The 19,897-nt window shown below is 41.7% G+C and carries 22 protein-coding genes and 1 tRNA gene; 2 read left to right on the top strand and 21 right to left on the bottom strand.

All coding sequences use genetic code 11. The features are described 5' to 3' along the window. The 6 genes from IM456_RS18530 to IM456_RS18505 form a co-directional block, all read right to left on the bottom strand. On the bottom strand, positions 1-573 hold a 573-nt coding region (locus IM456_RS18530), incomplete at its 3' end, for a protein kinase domain-containing protein (protein WP_287692174.1). Positions 574-879: 306 nt separating this feature from the next. Beyond that, positions 880-2,175 carry a CO2 hydration protein gene (locus tag IM456_RS18525; protein WP_061433310.1) on the bottom strand — a complete coding sequence of 432 codons (1,296 nt, stop codon included), beginning with the start codon at positions 2,173-2,175 and terminating at the stop codon, positions 880-882. Between the two features lie 57 nt (positions 2,176-2,232). Beyond that, on the bottom strand, positions 2,233-3,783 hold the full coding sequence (locus tag IM456_RS18520; protein ID WP_149987357.1) for an NADH-quinone oxidoreductase subunit M: 1,551 nt from the start codon (positions 3,781-3,783) through the stop codon (positions 2,233-2,235). A 78-nt stretch (positions 3,784-3,861) separates the two neighbouring features. Continuing rightward, positions 3,862-4,587, bottom strand: coding sequence for a carbonic anhydrase (locus IM456_RS18515; RefSeq protein WP_149987358.1), 726 nt, complete (start codon positions 4,585-4,587; stop codon positions 3,862-3,864). Positions 4,588-4,668: 81 nt separating this feature from the next. Beyond that, on the bottom strand, positions 4,669-6,522 hold the full coding sequence (locus IM456_RS18510; protein WP_149987359.1) for an NAD(P)H-quinone oxidoreductase subunit F: 1,854 nt from the start codon (positions 6,520-6,522) through the stop codon (positions 4,669-4,671). Positions 6,523-6,568: 46 nt separating this feature from the next. After that, positions 6,569-7,513, bottom strand: a complete 945-nt coding sequence (locus IM456_RS18505) for a LysR family transcriptional regulator (RefSeq protein WP_149987360.1) — start codon at positions 7,511-7,513, stop codon at positions 6,569-6,571. A gap of 396 nt (positions 7,514-7,909) precedes the next feature. Between IM456_RS18505 and IM456_RS18500 the strand changes: the two genes are divergently transcribed. Then, positions 7,910-8,620: a Uma2 family endonuclease gene (locus IM456_RS18500; RefSeq protein WP_149987361.1), complete on the top strand. Its 711-nt coding sequence runs from the start codon at positions 7,910-7,912 to the stop codon at positions 8,618-8,620. 144 nt (positions 8,621-8,764) lie between these two features. Here IM456_RS18500 and grrM read toward each other — a convergent pair whose 3' ends face one another. The 4 genes from grrM to IM456_RS18480 form a co-directional block, all read right to left on the bottom strand. Further along, positions 8,765-9,925, bottom strand: coding sequence for a cyclophane-forming radical SAM/SPASM peptide maturase GrrM/OscB (gene grrM, locus IM456_RS18495; RefSeq protein ID WP_149987374.1), 1,161 nt, complete (start codon positions 9,923-9,925; stop codon positions 8,765-8,767). 92 nt (positions 9,926-10,017) lie between these two features. Continuing rightward, entirely contained in the window at positions 10,018-11,139 is a 1,122-nt protein-coding gene (mltA, locus tag IM456_RS18490; RefSeq protein WP_287692171.1) for a murein transglycosylase A, read from the bottom strand. Between the two features lie 76 nt (positions 11,140-11,215). After that, positions 11,216-12,550, bottom strand: coding sequence for a hemolysin family protein (locus IM456_RS18485; RefSeq protein ID WP_149987363.1), 1,335 nt, complete (start codon positions 12,548-12,550; stop codon positions 11,216-11,218). Between the two features lie 32 nt (positions 12,551-12,582). After that, positions 12,583-12,876: a hypothetical protein gene (locus IM456_RS18480; RefSeq protein WP_149973105.1), complete on the bottom strand. Its 294-nt coding sequence runs from the start codon at positions 12,874-12,876 to the stop codon at positions 12,583-12,585. Between the two features lie 64 nt (positions 12,877-12,940). On the opposite strand from IM456_RS18480, the gene IM456_RS18475 reads away from it, so the two are divergent. Continuing rightward, positions 12,941-13,013 (top strand) — tRNA-Ile (locus IM456_RS18475). A gap of 386 nt (positions 13,014-13,399) precedes the next feature. On the opposite strand, the gene IM456_RS18470 is transcribed toward IM456_RS18475, so the two are convergent. From IM456_RS18470 to IM456_RS18420, 11 genes are all read right to left on the bottom strand, one after another. Then, positions 13,400-13,684, bottom strand: a complete 285-nt coding sequence (locus IM456_RS18470; RefSeq protein ID WP_149987364.1) for a type II toxin-antitoxin system HicB family antitoxin — start codon at positions 13,682-13,684, stop codon at positions 13,400-13,402. A 250-nt stretch (positions 13,685-13,934) separates the two neighbouring features. After that, a complete protein-coding gene (locus IM456_RS18465) occupies positions 13,935-14,321 on the bottom strand; it encodes a HEPN domain-containing protein (RefSeq protein WP_149987365.1) in 387 nt (128 codons plus the stop codon). Then, the gene (locus IM456_RS18460) at positions 14,318-14,635 is read right to left on the bottom strand and encodes a nucleotidyltransferase domain-containing protein (RefSeq protein ID WP_002755559.1); all 318 of its coding nucleotides are present in this window, start codon (positions 14,633-14,635) and stop codon (positions 14,318-14,320) included. Before IM456_RS18460 ends, IM456_RS18465 begins: the two co-directional genes overlap by 4 nt. Before the next feature lie 68 nt (positions 14,636-14,703). Beyond that, the gene (locus IM456_RS18455; RefSeq protein ID WP_002732184.1) at positions 14,704-14,958 is read right to left on the bottom strand and encodes a hypothetical protein; all 255 of its coding nucleotides are present in this window, start codon (positions 14,956-14,958) and stop codon (positions 14,704-14,706) included. Between the two features lie 2 nt (positions 14,959-14,960). Next, on the bottom strand, positions 14,961-15,368 hold the full coding sequence (locus IM456_RS18450) for a hypothetical protein (protein ID WP_149987366.1): 408 nt from the start codon (positions 15,366-15,368) through the stop codon (positions 14,961-14,963). A gap of 82 nt (positions 15,369-15,450) precedes the next feature. Continuing rightward, complete coding sequence (locus tag IM456_RS18445) at positions 15,451-16,563, bottom strand: toll/interleukin-1 receptor domain-containing protein (RefSeq protein ID WP_287692169.1); 1,113 nt, start codon at positions 16,561-16,563, stop codon at positions 15,451-15,453. Positions 16,564-16,580: 17 nt separating this feature from the next. Further along, positions 16,581-16,952 carry a hypothetical protein gene (locus IM456_RS18440; RefSeq protein WP_253881317.1) on the bottom strand — a complete coding sequence of 124 codons (372 nt, stop codon included), beginning with the start codon at positions 16,950-16,952 and terminating at the stop codon, positions 16,581-16,583. A gap of 389 nt (positions 16,953-17,341) precedes the next feature. Next, positions 17,342-17,626, bottom strand: a complete 285-nt coding sequence (locus IM456_RS18435) for a type II toxin-antitoxin system HicB family antitoxin (protein WP_287692167.1) — start codon at positions 17,624-17,626, stop codon at positions 17,342-17,344. A gap of 272 nt (positions 17,627-17,898) precedes the next feature. Next, positions 17,899-18,201 (bottom strand): hypothetical protein, encoded by a 303-nt coding sequence (locus IM456_RS18430; protein ID WP_149987369.1) that lies wholly within the window; start codon positions 18,199-18,201, stop codon positions 17,899-17,901. After that, positions 18,198-18,572, bottom strand: coding sequence for a type II toxin-antitoxin system RelE/ParE family toxin (locus IM456_RS18425; RefSeq protein ID WP_149987370.1), 375 nt, complete (start codon positions 18,570-18,572; stop codon positions 18,198-18,200). Before IM456_RS18425 ends, IM456_RS18430 begins: the two co-directional genes overlap by 4 nt. A gap of 139 nt (positions 18,573-18,711) precedes the next feature. Then, entirely contained in the window at positions 18,712-19,737 is a 1,026-nt protein-coding gene (locus IM456_RS18420; protein ID WP_287692176.1) for a GUN4 domain-containing protein, read from the bottom strand. Positions 19,738-19,897: the final 160 nt, after the last annotated feature.

The raw sequence follows: 19,897 nt of genomic DNA, 5'->3' as shown, positions 1-19,897 counted from the left end.
TGATGAAATATCCCCCCTAAAGGCTTCGGGAGGCATATAAATAATTGTACCGCTATTGTGGACGGTTTGAGTGTGGCTTTTGTTATTTAAAGTTCTAATTAAGCCAAAATCTGCTAACTTGTATTGTTGATTAACCTTGAGAATATTACCCGGTTTTAAATCTCGATGGACTTTATTTTGTCCATGAAGATAATTTAAACCTTGGGCGACTTGAGCAGTAATATTTTTAATCTCATCCGCTGACAAACCGCCTTTGGCAATGTGATTTTCTAGGCTACCCTGTGCCAATTCCATGACTAAATAAAGCATCTCTGTATTGAGAAAAGTAAATTCCCCCACCGCATAACTCTTAATTAAATTAGGATGTTCTAACTTTCTGGAATTTGTTAATTCAATTAATTTATCATCGCTACTTTCGGGGATAACTTTAATGGCAACTTCTTTGACCGATGTATTTCTGACCATTTCACTAGCATGAAATACACCCCCAAAACCACCCGCACCGAGAAACTTATTAAGACGATAGGGGCCTATTTGTTGCCCTTCTAACATCTTCATCATTTGGTCTAGCATAATAATAACTCCTGAATTAGCCAATTTTTACGTTCTGTAACTATCCTATTAAGTGGGTGGTTTTAACGAAGGCAAGAGGCAAAAGCTTTATCGAAATGTGTAATTAATTTTGCTTAGGTACTTAATACTAAATCTGGCTATTAAATACTGATTATTTATTCCCTCGAGTAGAAAACCAGTTTCTCGGAAAAACCCGTTTTCTGTGGGTTACTCAAGGGATTTAGTATTAGTATGACATTGGGTGTCGGTTATCTCATAATCAAAAAAGGTGGGCGATAAACCCACCAGAAAAATAACCCAAAAACCTTAACGATAATTAGGACTTTGGATATCTCTAAGACGCGCTTCGGGGCGTTTAAATCTGTCCATTTGTGCCTCAAAGAATTGACGATTTTTGAGTAAATGTTTGGGATTAGGATCGTCGAGGGGATAGAGTAAAGCCGTGCGTAGAGCTTGAATAACTGCTGAAGTAACATTATACATCGAGCGCTGGAAACTAATCCCCAATTGAATCAAAATATCATCTTCCCCCCGGCAGTTTTGCTGATAGTAATCAATCAGATATTGGGGTAAAAAATGATACATATCATCCATTAACAAAGTGGGAGGAATTCCCGCAGTACCCACGGGGAAAACATCCGCATAAAGAATGCCATAGTGAAAGTCTTTTTGTTCGTCAGGAACCTGTTTTGCTTGGGCATTATAGGACTTTGTACCCCGGAAGGGAGCAGTACGATAAAAGACCGCTTCCACATAGGGTAAAGCCGCTTCATAAAGCCAAGTAAAAGCCTTTGATTTGGGGATAATTTCGTAGCATTGACCATCAATATAAACGTGATGATAAATTGGCCGGCCAGCGATGGCAAAAATGCCATTAACGAGGAAATTCATAGCATCGGGAACACCTTTAAACCCCCCTTCATCGTAGATATCAGACATCTCGAAAAACACCGGGGCCATCACTTCCCAGAATAGTCCTAAATTAGAGTAGTAGGACATCATCCGCACCTGTTCCAAGAACATATCGGGGAACAGGTCATAAAGTTTCATCATGACGGGATTTTTCTTGAAATAGGCCTTAATAGCGCGGTCGGCATTTTGGCGATATTCTTCTGAATCAAGATAGGCATCAAATAAACCCCAACCCATATCGCGGCCATGCCACAACATAGCTTGCATACAAGCTTCGGCGAATTCCATATTAATGCGATCATGCCAAAGATGATGGATTAACCTGGGCATTTTTCTGGTTTTACCTTTATCCATGAATTCTAACAATTCAGGGTGAGCAGAACCCGTGCCGCGCCAGATGCGTAAATCGGCATTATCGCCAGCGTAATGATTTTGTAGGTCTAGGTATTCTTGGGGCAGAAAATATTTAAAAAAGGGCAAAGGATCGAGGAAAACTCGTTCGGCAATATAGAGCAGATCTCGCCAATAAAAATCCATCGGTACGGCATAAGCTTTATAAATGCCGATAATTTGCATCAGGTTTTCGGGAGTATCCGGCAACATGGATCCACCCGCTTCTAAACGGTGGATAATGTCGGCAAATTCGTGAGTAGAAGGGGGAATTTTGGCTTTGATTAATGTCCCAGTCATAGTTTTAGGTAAAGTAATTAGCAGCGGTTACAATAATTCGGAAACAGCAAGGGATAACTAACTATTACTCAAAAATTTACCCCGATTCAACCAGTTGGTTTTTGAGGAATTTTGCGGAGATTTTTTGAAGACAAAACTAGGTTTTGCTTCTCCCGATAAGCTGGCAACCATCGAGTTAGTGGTGGGTTCAATCCAACGGACTAAATAATTGGGTTGAATGCCTAAAAAGACGATTAATACCATTAAGACAAAAGCGGGAATAGTTTCCGATTTCAGGACTTTGGGATAGTAGGCAAGTTTATTATCCAACTTACCAAAACAGGTGCGATTAAGCAGGATAACAAAGTAAACCGCCGTTAAACCAGAAGCGATGATACAGAGAACCGTCTGCACGGGAAAACGGGAAAAACTACCCTGAAAAACGATAAATTCCGCCACAAATCCCACTAATCCGGGGATACCAGCGCTGGCCATACCGGCGAGAATTAACAGGGCGCTAACCAGGGGTAAACCGCGAATTGGGTTCATTAAACCGTTTAAAACGTCTAAATCTCTAGTTCCGGCTTTGCGTTCGACAATGCCCACCAGATAGAATAAGAGGGCGAGAATGAGACCGTGGCTAATCATTTGCGCGACGGCACCAAGGACGCTTAAACCCGTGCCGGCGGCGGCTGCTACCAGTATATAGCCCATGTGACCGATCGAACTGTAGGCCACCATGCGTTTAATGTCTTTTTGGGCAATAGCACTCAAGGCCCCATAAATAACGCTAATAACGCCGATAATTGCCAGTCCGGGGGCGATTAAAGACCAAGTTTCCGGGAATAATTGCAGACCAAAGCGAACTAAGCCATAAGTACCGAGTTTAGCGAGGATACCACCTAATAAAATTGCTGTAGCGGGGGAAGCTTCCGTATAGGCATCCGGTAGCCAAGTATGGAGAGGTACGAGGGGAATTTTGATGCCAAATCCCACTAACAGCAGAGTTAAGAGCAGTAATTGGGTTTTTTGGGAGAAATCGGCGGTCGAGAGGGAGGAATAGTCAAAAGTGCCGCCATTGAGGAAACCTATGCCTAAAAATGCCGCTAGGACTAATAACCCGGAGACAGCAGTGTAGAGAAGAAATTTAATCGAAGCATAGCCACGTTTTTCGCCTCCCCAGATAGCAATCATCAGATAAAAGGGGATTAATTCTAGTTCATAGAAAACGATGAACAGCAGCAGGTTTTTGGCCATTAATGCCCCAGAAACCCCGGCGTTAATCAGGAGGATTAGGATGTAATAAAGTCGGGGACGCTCTACTTTTTCTTCGGTACTATAGATAGCTATTCCTGTCAAGAAACAGTTTAAAATAATTAACAGTAAGGACAAACCATCGACTCCGAGGTTATAACTTAAACCGATTGGTTTTGCCCATTCGCGGTATTCAGAAAATTGAAAGCCATTACTGGTTAAGTTATATTGGGTCAGCAGATATAAAGACCAAAAGAGGACGGCGGCAACAAAAAAGAGGGTAATTTGACGTAATTTTGCTGGGGCAAATTTATCGGGGAAAAGACCGACGATAATTGCTCCAATTATTGGCAACCAAAGCAGGGTACTGAGCATATTGGTATCGATCAAATTTATAATGACTGGGATGAGAAAAGGATTAGCCAACCGACACGATGACTAATCTAGAATTGACTAAATTAAACTCACTTTGCCGGTATCGAGATCGTAGTAGGCTCCAACAATTTTTAATTGTTTTTTATCTACTAAATCACCCATGACTGGGGACTTGCCTAATTTCTCTACTTGATAGACAACATTGGATTTAATGGCTCGCTCAAGTTTGTTGGAACCGGGTTGTTTTTCAGCCCGATCAACTCCCACCTGTAGGCCATCGATTAAACGACCGATTTGACCGGGGAAACGACCGCCTTCAATGGTGGCTTTTACCGCTCCACAACGAGAATGACCAAGGACAACAATTACCTTGGCTCCTAATACCAACGTGCCGAATTCGAGGCTACCAATTTCTTCGGAAGTGGCTAAATTTCCCGCTACCCGACAAACAAATAGATCTCCTAATCCGCGATCAAAAACGATTTCTGCCGGCACGCGAGAATCGGCACAGCCCAAAATTGCCGCAAAAGGGGCTTGACTTTCGGCCACTTCTGTGAGCCGAGTTTGATCGCGGTTAGGACTTTTTTGTCTTCGTTCCCAGAAACGTTGATTGCCTTCCATGAGCATAGTTAAGGCCTGGTCTGGGTTCAATCCTTGATTTTGAGCAGTTAGCCATGGCTGGGAATTAACGGCGGTTTGGGCGTTAGTTTGGGACAGTTGCGAGCCTAAAATAGTAGCGGCCAGACCAGTTCCCAAAAAACCACCCCCATAACGGATTAATTGGCGACGAGAGGTGTTGAACATAGGTAATTGTTTCCATATAATCAGGACAAATCCTATTGTCAGGGCCGGGGATGCTAAAGAAAAGCCTAAGTTATCAAATCTTTAACTGAAAACTAGAGAAATTTGTGATAACAACGGCCAACAGATGATAATACCGATCAAAGCGACCCCCAAAATAATCGACAGAAAGTAAAATTGGGTCTGGCCAGAAACGTTATATTTCAAACTCTGACCACCAAAAACCGTGGCTAATCCCACCAGGTTAACGATGCCATCCACCAGAAAGGTATCGATCCAGTTAATAATTTGCGAGATTAATCCGACGACAAAAACGATGGTGACTTTATACAATTGGGCTGTATAAAGGTCGTTGGCAAAGAAATCTTGAAGGGCTTTCGGTTGAAAAACGATCGGTTTGGAGATATTTTCATTCAGGTAAATATAGGCTGCCGGAATTACGCCAGCAGCACTGGAAAGTACCAAGAGAAAAGCCACTCCCAGATTTAAGTTACTTGGTAATAAATGCCATTGCGCCAATAAAATCGGCAGATGAAGGGCGAAACCCATGGTCACAGTCATGGGGATAACTAAGGGCCAAAGAGCTTCCGGAGAGCGCAGGGTCATCGGTTTGATTTTACCGCCAAAGAAAACGCAAAATTCTCTAGTGACACTAAAGGCAGTTAAAGCATTGACCAACAATAGCACTAATAACAGTAAACCACTGATTTCCGAGAGGCGATCGCCCATGCGCGCTAATGCCCAAAAACCACCAAAGGGAGGCAGTGCGACCAAACTAGCGGCACCGACGAGATAACAAATACCAGAAACGGGACGACGGGACCATAAACCGCCGTATTGGCTTAAATCTTGGCTGATATTATTCCAAATGATGTTACCCACCACCATGACTAACAGGGACATAGCGATCGCATAAGTAAAGAGTAACACTAAAGCGGTTTCCGTTTGTCCGGTGGCAACAGCGATAAAAATCAGCCCCATGTAGGCACTGACGGAATAGGAGAGGGATCGCTTGACATCGATCTGTGCGATCGCAATTAAACCCGCACCGATAGCAGTAACAGAGCCAACAATGATCATTACTTGCAAGGTTAAGGGCGATAATTGCAGCACCGGCTCTAATTTCACCAATAACCAAGCGCCGGTGGAAACAACGACGGTATTCCGCAGAATTGTCGCTGGCATCGGTCCTTCCATGGCCTCATCTAGCCATAAATGCAGGGGAAATTGAGCGCATTTGCCCATCGGACCGGCAATCAGGGCTAAACAGAGTAAATTAGCCACATTGGGGTTTAAATTGGCTGTAGCCGCCCATTCTGCCAATTGGTCAAAGTTCCAGGTTCCCGCCAGGGGTAAAAGGGCCACCACTCCCATCAACAGGATTAAATCGCCAATCCGTTTAGTCAGAAAAGCATCCCGCGCCCCCGTCACTACCAGAGATTGATTGAACCAGAAACCAATCAGCAGATAAGTGCCGAGGGTGAGAACTTCTAGCACACAATAGCTGAAAAATAGCGAATTACAGATAACGAGGGCGCACATACCCCCTTCAAAGAGGGCGACGAGAGAATAAAACCTTGCCCAACCCCAATCCATTTCTAGATAGGCGATCGCATATACCTGGGCGGCGAGGTTTAAGCCGGTAATTAGCAGTAAAGCCCCGATATTAACGGCCGAAATCTGCACATCTAAAGATATGCTTAAATCTGCGGCATTTAGCCAATTAAATGCTATAGATTGCGGCGGACGACCCCAAACGGCGAGCAAAGCAAAAAGACTATGCAAAAAAGCCCAGCAGGTCATGATCAAGTTCAGATAACCGGCCGGTCGCGGGCCGGTTTGCCGGATAATACCGGGAGACCAGGGTAGGGCGAGAAGTGCGCCCGCAAGGGCATAAAGAGGTACCAACCAGATAGTCTGGCTGAAGGACTCGAACATATAACCACCTCAAGAAGAAAAATGATCCTGAATTAAAGTTTAAGGTTTAATGGCTCACTAATAAGCTGTCACCATTTTTTAACGGGGCATGAATGGGGATGGTTTGACTAGCTTCCAGCAGGTATTTTAAAAAAGCATCGGCAATCACGGAAAGTTGTTTTCCGGCCAGATAACAAACGTACCAATTGCGCTGAATCGGAAAATGTTCCAGGTCGAGGATGGCTAATTCGCCGTTTTCCCCTTCCGAGATGAGAGTATGCTTAGATAGTACCGATAGTCCCAAACCGCCAGAAATAGCCTGTTTGATGGCCTCGTTACTGCCTAATTCCAAGCGCACCTTAACTTTAATATCGTGGAGATTAAATAATTTTTGTACCGCTTGGCGGGTTCCAGATCCCGATTCGCGCATAATAAAAGGTTGCTGGTTGAGGCACTCAAGGGGCAGATTTTTCTGGCCCACCAAAGGATGATCTCGTCGCGCCACCACCACTAGGGGATTCTCCAGGAAAGACTGAGAACACAGTTCCACTTCTTCCGGCGGTTGGCTGAGAATATAGAGGTCATCCTCGTTGTTTAACATTCGCTCTTGCAGTTTCTGATGATTAGTCACTTGCAGGGCGATGTCAATACCCGGATACTGTTGACAGAATGCCCCCAGTAATCGCGGTACAAAGTATTTAGCGGTAGTAATTACGCCTAAAGTCAGCTTTCCCTGTCTAGTTCCCTTAATATCGGCCACTTTCATCTGAAAGTTGTCCAATTTATTAAAAATCTCTTGACAGGTGAACAGTAATTCCTGACCCGCTTCGGTTAAAAATAAACGTTTGCCAATTTGCTCGAATAGCGGTAAACCCACGGCTTTTGTGAGTTGTTTGACTTGGGTTGAGACGGTAGGTTGAGTGATAAATAACTCCTCGGCCGCCTTGGTAAAGCTACTGTGTCGAGCGGTAGCCTCAAAAACCCTTAACTGGTGCAGGGTTGCCTGTATCAAGTTCTTATCCTCTTCTCAATAACAACTATTTGTCACCATCAATCCTAACGCCTTTATAGATTCTAGTCAATTAACTTTTTGATAAATATAGACTCTAATAGATATAACCACCGCTTAAGACCTTTTTCAGCTTTTTTCTCTCTCCTCCCCCCTCCCCTTCTCCCCACTCCCCCCCTCTCCCTAGGGTTGATTCAAGGTAGGGTTGATTCAAGGTAGGGTTGATTCAAGGTAGGGTTGATTCAAGGTAGGGTTGATTCAAGGTAGGGTTGATTCAAGGTAGGGTTGATTCATGAATCAACCCTACCCTTGATAAGGGGGGTGTCTGATAATTTTTAACTACCTACTTAATTATCTTGCTACAATCAAAAAACAACCATCTATTAAAATTAAAAGACAATGGTTAGTTATCTTGATATTGACGACGATCTTCTTTTCCCCGATAGTGATGGTCAACCGATGGCAGATAATACCGAACAATATGAGTGGATTGTTAAAATTAAGGAGAATTTAGAAATTATCTTTGCTGATGACCCTAGGGTGTTTATTGCTGGAGATTTACTCTGGTATCCCCTGCGTTCTACTTTGGTTTCACCGGTTGCTCCCGATGTCATGGTAGCTTTTGGTCGTCCCAAAGGACGGAGGGGTTCCTATCGTCAATGGCAGGAAGAAAATATCGCTCCTCAAGTGGTTTTTGAAATTCTATCACCGAAGAATACAAAAGCAGAGATGAGTCGAAAATTAGAGTTTTATGACACATATAGTGTAGAAGAATACTATTTATATAACCCGATGCGCTGTCGTTTACAAGGATGGCAAAGACAGGGAAAAACTTTAAGAGAAATTATCCCCATCAATGACTGGATAAGTCCCCGTTTAGGTGTGCGTTTTATCTGGAATAAATCTAGTTTAGAATTGTATCGTCCTGATGGAGAGAAATTTTTAACAACTGTTGAGTTAGAGTCTCAAATGCGTCAAGAAAAGAAACGTGCCGATAAAGAAAAGAAACGTGCCGATAAAGAAAAGAAACGTGCCGATAAAGAAAAGAAACGTGCGGATCGACTAGCGGAACGCTTACAGGCGTTAGGATTAAGTTTAGAAGAAGAATAATACCATTTTTCTTTATTCGTAGCAGACATGACCATCTCTGCCATTACTTTGGAAAAATGGTATTTAGATCAGGTTTGTTTCATAAGTTATTAGTAAACAGTAATCAGTGAAATGATTACTGTTTACTGATAGCTAAAAAAATATTTAAACTTCTAATAAATTTTCTAGGCGATCAAGAACTATATCGGTGATACACTTAATCCGGTATAAACAGGCTTTAGTATCTGTGGAGTTGAAAGTGCCATTTTCCCAATATTTGTTACTACCGGCACCACCCCCGCAAACCCCAAAATAATCGCATTTTTGCCGACATAAATCGACTCCACCGCGCATATCAGCGTAAATTTGTTGAAATTTCTCGGTTTCACAGATAGATTCTAGGGAATCGCTCAAAACATTACCAAAGATAAAATCGCCGTAGGGTTGGGTTTTAATCGATAGTAATTCTGGATCAAAGGTGGAAAAATTACCTTGATTATCAAAATTGACAATCATAAAAGGTCGATTCATATCGGTATTTTCTAAGCGTTCATCGGCATAAATCAAACTACAGATCGATTCAAATTCCCGCAGCTTAAATTCTCCTTGTTTGGCCGTGACTAACTCCCAAAATCTGGCAATAAACTGGCGATAACGTTGTTCAATGCCTAATTTATCCAAGGAAGATTGTGAATGAATCCCCTCGGTTTCTTCCATATTAAAAGCCACATCGGTAAGGCCATGATCCCAAAAAAAGTTAAAAATTTCGTCGGGATAGTCGAGAGAATCTTCTGTTAAAACAGCGATGATACTGACATCAATTTCATGTTTTTGCAAGAAAGAAATCCCCCGCATTGTAGCAGCATGACTGCCAGTTCCCTTGCGGTTTTGCCGGTGGATGTCGTGAATAAAGGCCGGTCCATCAAGACTGACTCCCACATAAACATCATGCTTTTTAAATAATTGACACCAAGCATCGTTAATATAAGTGGCGTTAGTTTGTACCGAATGACGAAAACAGTAACCCTGCTGATTATATTTCTCGCTAACTTCCGCAATTTTGGCGAAAGCACTTTCATAAAAACTGATGGGAACTGCTAACGGTTCGCCAGCGTGCCAGCAAATGGTAAAATCATCTTGGAGAAAACGACTACTAAAAACCCTCTGAAAAATCGGCTCGATTAAATCTAAGGATAAGGTATTTTTTAAGTGGCGATCGGGTAAATAACAATAATCACAATTGAGATTACAAAAAGAAGTCGGCTGCACGACTACTAAAGTAATTGGACCACAATCCGACCAATCTATATTTGTGTTTTTTTCCATCATTCTATTTTTAAAATTCTCCCTTAAATATGATAACCGATAACCGATAACCGATTCTGGGAATTGTATCTTAATTCTACCTATACTATTTCCTATTCCCTCAATAATAAATAATATAATTGACCGGGAGTATTAATTAAACCGGCTCGCTCACCCGCATTTTTTCCTGTTCCCATAAAAATATCTACCCTCCCAGTACCTTTAATCGCGCTGCCAGTATCTTGATCGAGAACATAGCGACTAACTAATTTTTTATTAAGATTTCCCTGGGGAATTTCTGTCTCAATTACTGCTAAAGCACCGGGGGGAAAAATACTTTTATCTGTAGCGATCGATCTTTCCGGTAAAACCGGAACTCCAATACTACCAGTGGCAGCTGCGCCGTGGGTTTCTCGAAAGAAAATAAACCGATTATTGCGGGGAATATAATTCTTTAATTGCTCAGGATTATTTCTGAGAAAATCTAAAACCATTGGTAAGGTTAAACCCTCAGCAGGAAAAATACCATCGGCAATCATTTCTTTTCCCAGACTGGTGTAGGGATACTCGGTATTGCCATCAAAACCGATGCTCATAATTTGACCATTAGGTAAACGTAATTTCGCCGAACCTTGCACATGAACTAAATAAGCTTCTAAGCGATCTTTTAACCAGACTAATTCGTATCTCGAGAGACGGCTATTTTCCCCCAGTAAACCATCTTTTCCCTCTAATTCTACCCTAGCTGGATGGGGTTTAGACCAGCGAGAAAAGTTAGCAGGTCGGCGATAAAGAGGATATTTATACTCGGCGGTTTTTTGGCGACTTGCTTGATAAATTGGCTCAAAATAACCAGTAAATTTAACATTTCCCTGCCTATCATTACCCAAAGAACGATACCAAATAAATTCTTTTTTTACTGCCTTTTGTAGAGCTGCGGGAGTGGGAGAATTCTGCACTAATTGACGAAAACGTACTAAGGAACGCTGCACTCGCTGACGAGTTATTTCAGGAATAGGATAATTTTGATAGGCGCGGATCGCCGCCGAGCTATTCAGATAACGTAAACTATGATCGATCGCTTGTAGTAGGGTTTTTTTGTCCGTTAGCAGTCGTTCATCGTATCCCGTAGATGTTCCTAATTCTGAGATTTCAAAACGTTCTAGGGGCAAATTTGCGGGGGTGAGGGCAATTAATCCCAAGCTGAGGGGGAGGAGTGTCAAAAGGTGTTTCATGGTGACAGGAGTGGGCAGCTATTGACTCGGTTAACAATCAAGAAGGATAAATGGGAAAAGTTGTTTCTTGTTTATATCATGAGGATAGTTGTTGCCGATAAATCTTAATTTGTTCCAAGCGAGGGCCGACTTTAGAAATGATGGTAAATTCTAAATTTTGGTAATATAATTGTTCTCCCACCTTCGGTATTTTTTGCCAATGATGGAGGACAAAACCGGCTAGGGTTTGGTATTCATCGGCCAAGGGTAAGCTTAAATTTAATGCTTTGTTCACGTCCTCTAAATTCATTTGTGCTTGTACGAGAAAAGTTGATTCATCGAGGAGTTGGTATTCCAATGTTCCTGATTGATCACTAGGGGGAAAAGTTCCTAGAATCTCGCCGATTAAATCTTTGAGGGTTAATAAACCGGCTGTTCTGCCAAATTCATCGACAATGATAACCATCTTTAAGAATGATTCCTGCATCACTGTCAGTAATTCATTTAAAGGGGTAGTTTCGGGGAAAAAACGCACAGGTTTTAACCAAGGTTTAATCGGGGTTGTTAAATTTAACTGACCTTCGGCAAGGGGTAAAGCTAAATCTTTAAAATCGATCAGACCACGGATATCATCACCAGAATCTCCTGCCACAGGATAGCAAGAATAGCCACTGTTAACCACGTTGAGCAATAATTCCTGAAAAGTTGCGGTCGAGGGAATAGCTATTAAACGGTTATGGGGAACCATGATTTCCGCAGCAGTGATTTCGCCAAACTGGAAGACATTATTTAAAATTTTCCTTTCCGCTGCTTCTAATCCCGTTAATTCCCCTTCCATGCTGATAATTAATTGTAATTCCTCGCAAGTTACCCGATTAGAACGCTGTAGATCCACTTCGGGGATACGGGTTAAAACCAATAAAAAACGAGTTGATTGGTTCAGAATACCGATAAAAGGCTTAAAAATCTGGGAAATAACGCCAATAGGTGCTGCTAATAATCGCGCCATCGGTTCGGCATAAATTAAAGCGAGGGATTTGGGATAAAGTTCCCCAAAAACTATCTGGAGATAGGCCACGATTAAAAAAGCTAGACAAAGAGAGAAGCCATGGGAGAGAAGATTTTGCCAGTTTAAAGAAAAGGGTAAAAAACTTAGTAATTTCCTCACAAAAACGGTCATGGTACTCTCCCCGATCCAACCTAAAGCTAAACTAGAAAGGGTGATGCCTAATTGGGTAGTGGAAAGTAAGCGATCGAGACTTCTTTGTAGAGATTGGACCGTCTGCGCTGGCACATCTCCCGCAGCCACTAGCTGACTGACGCGGGTACGACGGACAGACACAAGCGAAAATTCGGCCGCTACGAAAAAAGCATTGAGCGCGATTAGTAAAAAGACTAAAATTAAACGAGTCAATAAATCCTGATTATCCATAGCGAAAAGGCAAAACTCGCCTTTTTAAAAGCCTATCCTTTGGTTTCGTTCTTTGATTGCGGTTTGTTTTTCTGTTGTTGCATATAAACTCTCACTCTTTTCAGCACCTCTTCTTCCTTCACGGGGATAAAAGTTTGATTGCGACCATAACTGGTGCGATCGTTGGTAAACTTTTTAGCGGGGTTGATATCTGGTTGACTGACTCCCTTCAGGGAGGCGATTCCCAATTGATAGGCTACCCAACCGCTACCGAAGCCGGCGGCTAACATGGCTACCATCAAAAGGAGTCCTAACTGCAAGGAGGTGCTGATTGCAAATTTTTTCATCTTGGTGGGGCTGGATTTTCACGTTCGGAGTGATTACCGATCTATAATGAGTTAATAGTATAACCCAGGGTTGGCCGAGCGGTTGAGGCAACGAACTCATAATTCGTGCTAGGCAGGTTCAACTCCTGCACCCTGGATAGTTTTGATGGCTTCGGAAGGTATTCGGTAGCAGTATTCAGAGTGTAGGGTGCGTGTTTGCGGTTACTAATTTGGTCAAAAAACCCAAACTAACAAGCCGCCGTAACGCACCAATTATATTATCTCTTGTTTCAAGGCTCTGCCTTGCAACACAGTATTTAAGGCAGAGCCTTAAATATTATTCAGGTAGAATCCTTGCTTCTGATCAAGGTTCTGGTATCTCCAACTGACGAAAAATTCTCACAGCCATCCTCGACAATTTCTCAATGTGGAGGGATGGCTGCGCACCGACCATTGAGGGGATTTTCTCAGATGGAATGTTCACTTCCTTCTCGTACCAATTGACAACCCTGTTGACTGAGATAACGCAACAAATCTCGACGCTTCATGAGGCGATCAAAGTCGGTACAATTTGGACATGGGTTGATGCGGAAAAGATCAGATAAATTGGTTCTTCTAAATCCGCTTCTGGGTCTGTTAACAACCCATTAGGCAAGGGTAAAGATTCCCCCCTAGATAAATTAACTTCTGCCATGTCCACCAGCGCACTGGCTAAGGAACGGCGTACTGCTGCTAGATCATTTCCCCAGGAAATCACGCCAGGGAAATCCAAGACTTCTCCATGGACTCCCTGTTCCAGAAATTTATACATTGCTTTGTAGGTAAGCATCCAATTTATACTCCTTTCTTTCACCGATATATTTAGTAAAATGTAGTAAAATGTAGGGTGCGTTAGGCGGCTACCAATTCGGTCAAAAAAACAAAATTAACAAGCCGCCGTAACGCACCAATTGTATCATTAGTTGTTTGACCAAATCTAAATTTTCTGTAATCATATTGACCTCATGTTATATTTAAGGTTAGTTTTATCAACCGGAATATCCCTTGGCTTCGCTTCTTTCATAATTTATTGTTTTTATTTACTTAATTTGATTATTCTCTAGCCACTTGGTAGCTTCACTAATAAACAATTTTGCATTTTCTAAAGTTTTGCCTGCTTGTTGTTGAGTGATGGGTATGGTTTCATCATAATCACTTAACTGTCTTAAATCCAAAGTCTCACTCAAGGTTCTTGATAAGTTTTGAGATAATTCTCCAGTTTTAATAAATTGTTGTCCAAATTGTTGAATCAAGCCTCTGTGAGTTCTAGTATTGACGTTTTTAGCAGCCAAGAGAGCTTGTACTGTATAATATAAGGCGTAATAAGCGCGAGAAATACAAGCACGATATAGAGTATTTTCCCACAAAATTTCAGCAGCAGATAATTCTTCTTTAGCTAGACTTAGTAATGTTTGAATGCGGTTCATAAAGCTATACCTTCTCGGCGAATATTTTCTAATAAAGGAGTATCTTTACATAAAAAGTCTTCTTCAGATATGGGCAAAACTGAGATGAGTTGATCGTATTTAAGGTTAATTTGATTTTTCACTTCTCCCATACGGAAAATTTCATCTCCAGGAGAAACTGGACTTTTTAAAATTACCATGATATCAATATCAGAGTCTTCTGTTGCATCCCCTCTTGCTTGAGAACCGTACAGAACTAAGTTTATTAATTTATCGCCATAGATTTTTTCTAGTGCTTGGCGAAATTCTGTGATGATTTTTTCGAGTTTTTTCATAATTTATCAATTTTAGACCTTCAAACCATTCTTCCCAAACTTTAGCCCCATCTTCTTGCGGTTTGTCATTAGCTATTTTTTAACAAAGCCTCCCCTTTTGAAGTCAATTCCCAACGATCACGCGGCGATTCTTTTTCCACATAACGTTTGACTAAGCCTCGCTGGCAAAGATTTTTTAAGACTGTCATCATATCAGGTTCTCTAGGAACATCTCGGCGGGAAAGTGCGTTAGCTAATTCGTACCAACTCCATTTTCCTTTTCCTTTTTCAACTAATTGGAGAAGCACCAATTCAAGTTGGGTTAACTGTACGGTATCTTTCATGATTAATCCTCTATACTTGGGTGAAATAAAACGCCAAATCCTTCTTTTAAACCATAATCTTCAAGGGTTGCTGTGTGAGCATTATTCCACAACTTGTAAGCCAGATCTGGATCGGGTGGCTGTCCAGTGGGATAGCCTAGTTTTTTATATCTAATGTACTCCCGCAATTCATGGGTATAAAATCTTAAATCGACCATTTCAGGTTTAAGTCTGCCTTGGGCTACTTTTCTTAACCTTTCTACCATTTTCAGTTCTGCTTGACCTACTGGATTAAATCTGCGGACATGAAATTCAACTAAATTAACTCCTCTGTCAGTAATTTTTACTTCTTGATAGGATAATTTAAGAATTTTACCTCCCGCTTTAGATGGTTCAAATAGCCTGCCGCTAATAGCTCCTGTCTCTTGCATTATAGATTAATTCATCAGTCCTTTATTTTGATTTTTTAATTTTAGTAACAACCATTTTTTATGAGAACAACCTTCCTCAAAATTACTTTTCAAGATTTTTGATGTTATCGAGAGCCTTGAGATACATTTCCATATTGTCTTGCTGCGAGTAAAGTTGTGCCGCTTGATTGTAGTCAGCGATCGCACCTTGCTTGTCTTCTAAGTCATCCTTGGCTAACCCGCGATTGTAGTAGGCATCAGCATAGTCGGGTTTGATATTAATGGCTTGATTGTAGTCAGCGATCTCACCTTGGTAATCTCCTAACTCATATTTGGCTAACCCGCGATTGTTGTAGGCATCAGCATAGTCAGGTTTGATTTTAATGGCTTGATTGTAGTCTGCGATCGCACCTTGGTAGTCTCCTAAGTTTTTCTTGGCAATCCCACGATAGTTGTAGGCATCAGCATAGTCAGGTTTGATATTAATGGCTTGATTGTAGTCTGCGATCGCACCTTGGTAGTCTCCTAAGTTTTTCTTGGCAATCCCACGATTGTAGTAGGCATCAGCATAGTCGGGTTTGATATTAATGGCTTGATTGTAGTCAGCGATCGCACCTTGCTTGTCTCCTAAGTTATACTTGGCATTCCCGCGATTGTTGTAGGCAAGAGCATAGTCAGGTTTGATTTTAATGGCTTGATTGTAGTCTGCGATCGCACCTTGGTAGTCTCCTGATTCACCTTTGTTATAGGCACTGTTAAGCCACTCCTCGGCGGTCAATTGTACGGTTTTGGGGTGTAACTCTGGCTTAACTTGGGTAATGCCCCACTGTAGCCGATAAAAAGCCGTAGCATCATCAATCTGCTCAAACTTAACCCAATTAAGTTCTTGTAGGAATAGTAAATCACTAGGAATATTATTAACCCCTGGTAACAAAACAGGAATAACAGGAATTTTTTGATTAACAAATTTAGTAATAAGCGATCGCAGTTCCATGACCTGCCACGTTCCTAATCCCTTAGTACCAATAATAATAGCTGCCGATTTAATCAGGGGAATAGCTTTTTGAATTTCATCCTGAAATGACATCCCTGGTGGGATTTGTTCCTCATCTAGCCAAGGTTTTAACCCTCGTTCCCTCAGTTTTTTAGCGATCACCCTTACTTGCGGTTTATCCACACTATTATGAGCCAGGAAAACATCAAACTGCTGAGACATTCCCAGAAACTCCTAATCTAATTTTCAACCCCAGCAATCTCTGCTAGAGCCAGTGCATACCGACTTAAATCCCGCCTGAGAGCCTCTAACTCCCTTCGCAATTCAGGTTCTTCTGTCCATTGCTGCTCGTATTCCTTGGGACTGACATCAGCAGGGCGCTTCGCTTCCCAAACCTGTAAGCGAGGATGCCACTTGGCTAGAAAACGGCGCAACCCCCGATTCAGGACAGCGATCGCAATACCGCCCACTGAATTGCGAGAAGCCCCCACATCGGGACCAGCTTCCTTGAGAATCTCGCGGGTTGTCCCCAATAAACTATACAGCGAGTTCAAAGCCTCACGCAGCAGCCCTTCTTCACCCTCCAGTGGCTCTACAGCAATGCGAGTCACCAATTCCACATAAAGTGACCATGCAGCCCTTCTCTCAGTCGGATCTGCCTCCCATTCGGCTTAACCAATACCAAAAGGAAGACTGACAGACACTTTCTTCAATACAGCCGGATCGCCCTTCATCTGTTTCCCCTCGCCTCAGCCTCTAATGTTGCCATTCTCCTCTCCAATTATATGACGGGATTTAGCTTATTACTCCGAATATTGGGCTGGGTGGAGAGTGGCGATTGTCCTGAAAAAAACGGCTCCGACTAGATGCAGAAATCGTTAGAATAATCAAAGAATGACTTCTCCTGAACGATAGTCATTTCCGAAACACAACAGGCTCTTTTCTTCTCGTACCAATTGACAACCCTGTTGACTGAGATAACGTAACAAATCTCGACGCTTCATGAGGCGATCAAAGTCGGTACAATTTGGACATGGGTTGACGCAGAAAAGATTAGATAAATTGGTTCTTCTAAATCCGCTTCTGGGTCTGTTAACAACGCATTAGGCAAGGGTAAGGATTCCCCCCTAGATATATTAACTTCTGCCATGTCCACCAGCGCACTGGCTAAGGACTGGCGGACTGCTGCTATATCATTTCCCCAGGAAATCACGCCGGGGAAATCCAAGACTTCTCCATGGACTCCCTGTTCCAGAAATTTATACATGGCTTTGTAGGTAAGCATCCAATTTATGCTCCTTTCTTTCACCGATATATTTAGTAAAATGTAGGGTGCGTTAGGCAGCTACCAATTCGGTCAAAAAAACAAAATTAACAAGCCGCCGTAACGCACTGATCGTATCATTAATTGTACCTAATGTAAAACAGGCTTCTAGCCTGTTCCACGGGAAGATGGCCTCGGGGGGATATTGGTTGATAGATAGATAAAGATTAACGCTGGTCTCACCCTCTCGCAATCAAAGAGTGTAGGCTGCGTTATGCTATTCCTAAAAAAACCTAAGAAACTAATTCAAATTCAACCTTCATTTTTAGGGCTGTAGCGATGAGATTTAACAACAAAAAAGAGTTTCCTTCATAGTCAGCATTTTCTAAAGCTTCAATAATGGATTCATCAGTATGAATTAATTCTGCCAAAGCTTTTGTTGAAAGATGATATGTTTCCTTAATCTTAAATATTTTTCTGGCTACTTCGTCATCAATACGAGCCTTTTCTAATTCTAATTGACGCTCTGGATTATTAGCGTAATAACGTTGGTAAAGAATTTTTAAGCCATCGGCTGTTGTTGGGGATGTATTCATATTAACTCCTGAAAATAAGTGTATAATTCGGGATTCTTTTCAAATTTAGTCTTGTTTTTAATTGCTTGCTCAATTTCTAGTGGTGGAACTTCTTTTTCTTTAATTATACCATGAGAAATGACCACAGATTGGTTTTTATAAAAGAAATAAATAACTCTATAATTTATCCCTTGAAAATTAACTCTCAATTCATAAATTTTATCTCGCAAAAAGTCTGCTTCTGGTCTGCGTAATTCATGTCCTAGTTCTGCTAGTATTTCTAATTTGACAAAGCATTTGTTTTGAGCTTTATCAGGAAGACTATCAAGCCATTCCAGAATTGGTATATTACCTCTTTCGTCTTGGTAAAAAATAAGTTGTATTTTTGGCATATTAAAGTTTTTATATATGTAAATTTTCTGACAACTGATAACTGAAATATTTTTAGATATCGAGTTCCGCAAAATGCGATGTTTACCTGAGCAAAATCTCCAAAACTAAGCTTGACAAAAGACCTGAGATCGTTATATCCTACAGGTTACAAGTCTTTGCGCGAGAGAAGAGAAGAGAAGTCATTCCACCCAGGCTTCCCATCTCCCATTTCAAAGGCCAGGGAAAGTCCCCAAAGTCCAGCTTATAGGCTGTGTTATTTATCTTATGTAACGTAGGTAGGTGAGCTTTGGGGGCAAAGAACTTATTAAAAGTTAAGTTGCTCTCCCACAACCAATGACCTCTTTTTCTCCAGCCGACGCAATCGCCGAACTTTTCCCACACTTTCGTATTAAATTCTCTCGTGCCACCGAGACTCTCATAGATTTCTTTCTGGACGCTGAAGCCAAACTTACCGTTACTGTAGTGTAGCCATAATTGGTCAATAGTTCGTAAATCTTCACAGGGGAAATTGGCAATATGACCTGTACTCACCCATCCTTCTCTCAGCCATGAAGCTAATCGTTCGTCTTCCCCTAATGCGGCATGAAGCATAACTTTACCTGTTTCTTGGTCTGCTTCTTTCCACTTTCCCGCTGCTAGGAGTTGCTGTAATCGAGAATAGTTAACCCCCCTAGCACTTTTAAGCACAATATTAGCAGCAACTTTAGGCGGTGGTGGTGTTTGAATAACGGGGGTTGCTGGTGTTGGAGAATAACGGGGAGTTGCTGGTGTTTGTATCGAAGTTGCTGGTGATTGTCCCGTCAAATCTTGTAAAATCTCCCTCGCTGACTGATAACGCTTTCTTGTCCCAAACTCGATCATTTTATCAAGAATGCGCCCTAAATCATCCCGAACATTATTATTAACTAAAAACTGTCTCCAAATCCATTCATGGTCACTGGTATCAAATAAATCAAAGGGTGAAACCTGAGTCAACAAATAAATACAAGTGACTCCTAAACTATACAAATCACTAGGATTGTTCGCCTTACCGTTAGCTTGTTCTGGTGCGACATATTCCGCCGAACCGATTACCGTACCAGTAACAGAACGGTTAAGAGGTGTAACAACTTTAGACGCGCCAAAATCTACTAAAACGGCTTTCTTGTCTGAGTTACGTCTAATTATATTTTCTGGTTTTAATGGGCTCTTCGGTTTGTGTTATGCAATGGACGGGGGTTATAAGGGATGGAACCCTTATATAGAAAGGCATTTAGCGATTTTTGTCAATTGTTTTTGCTCTAGAGCGAACTAATCAATTAAATCTCTTGCCAGATAAGGATTC

This window comes from Microcystis sp. M079S1 (assembly GCF_020246425.1).
Taxonomy (GTDB): domain Bacteria; phylum Cyanobacteriota; class Cyanobacteriia; order Cyanobacteriales; family Microcystaceae; genus Microcystis; species Microcystis aeruginosa.
The sequence above is the reverse complement of the archived record's forward strand: the minus strand, read 5'-3'. Positions and strand labels throughout refer to the sequence as shown.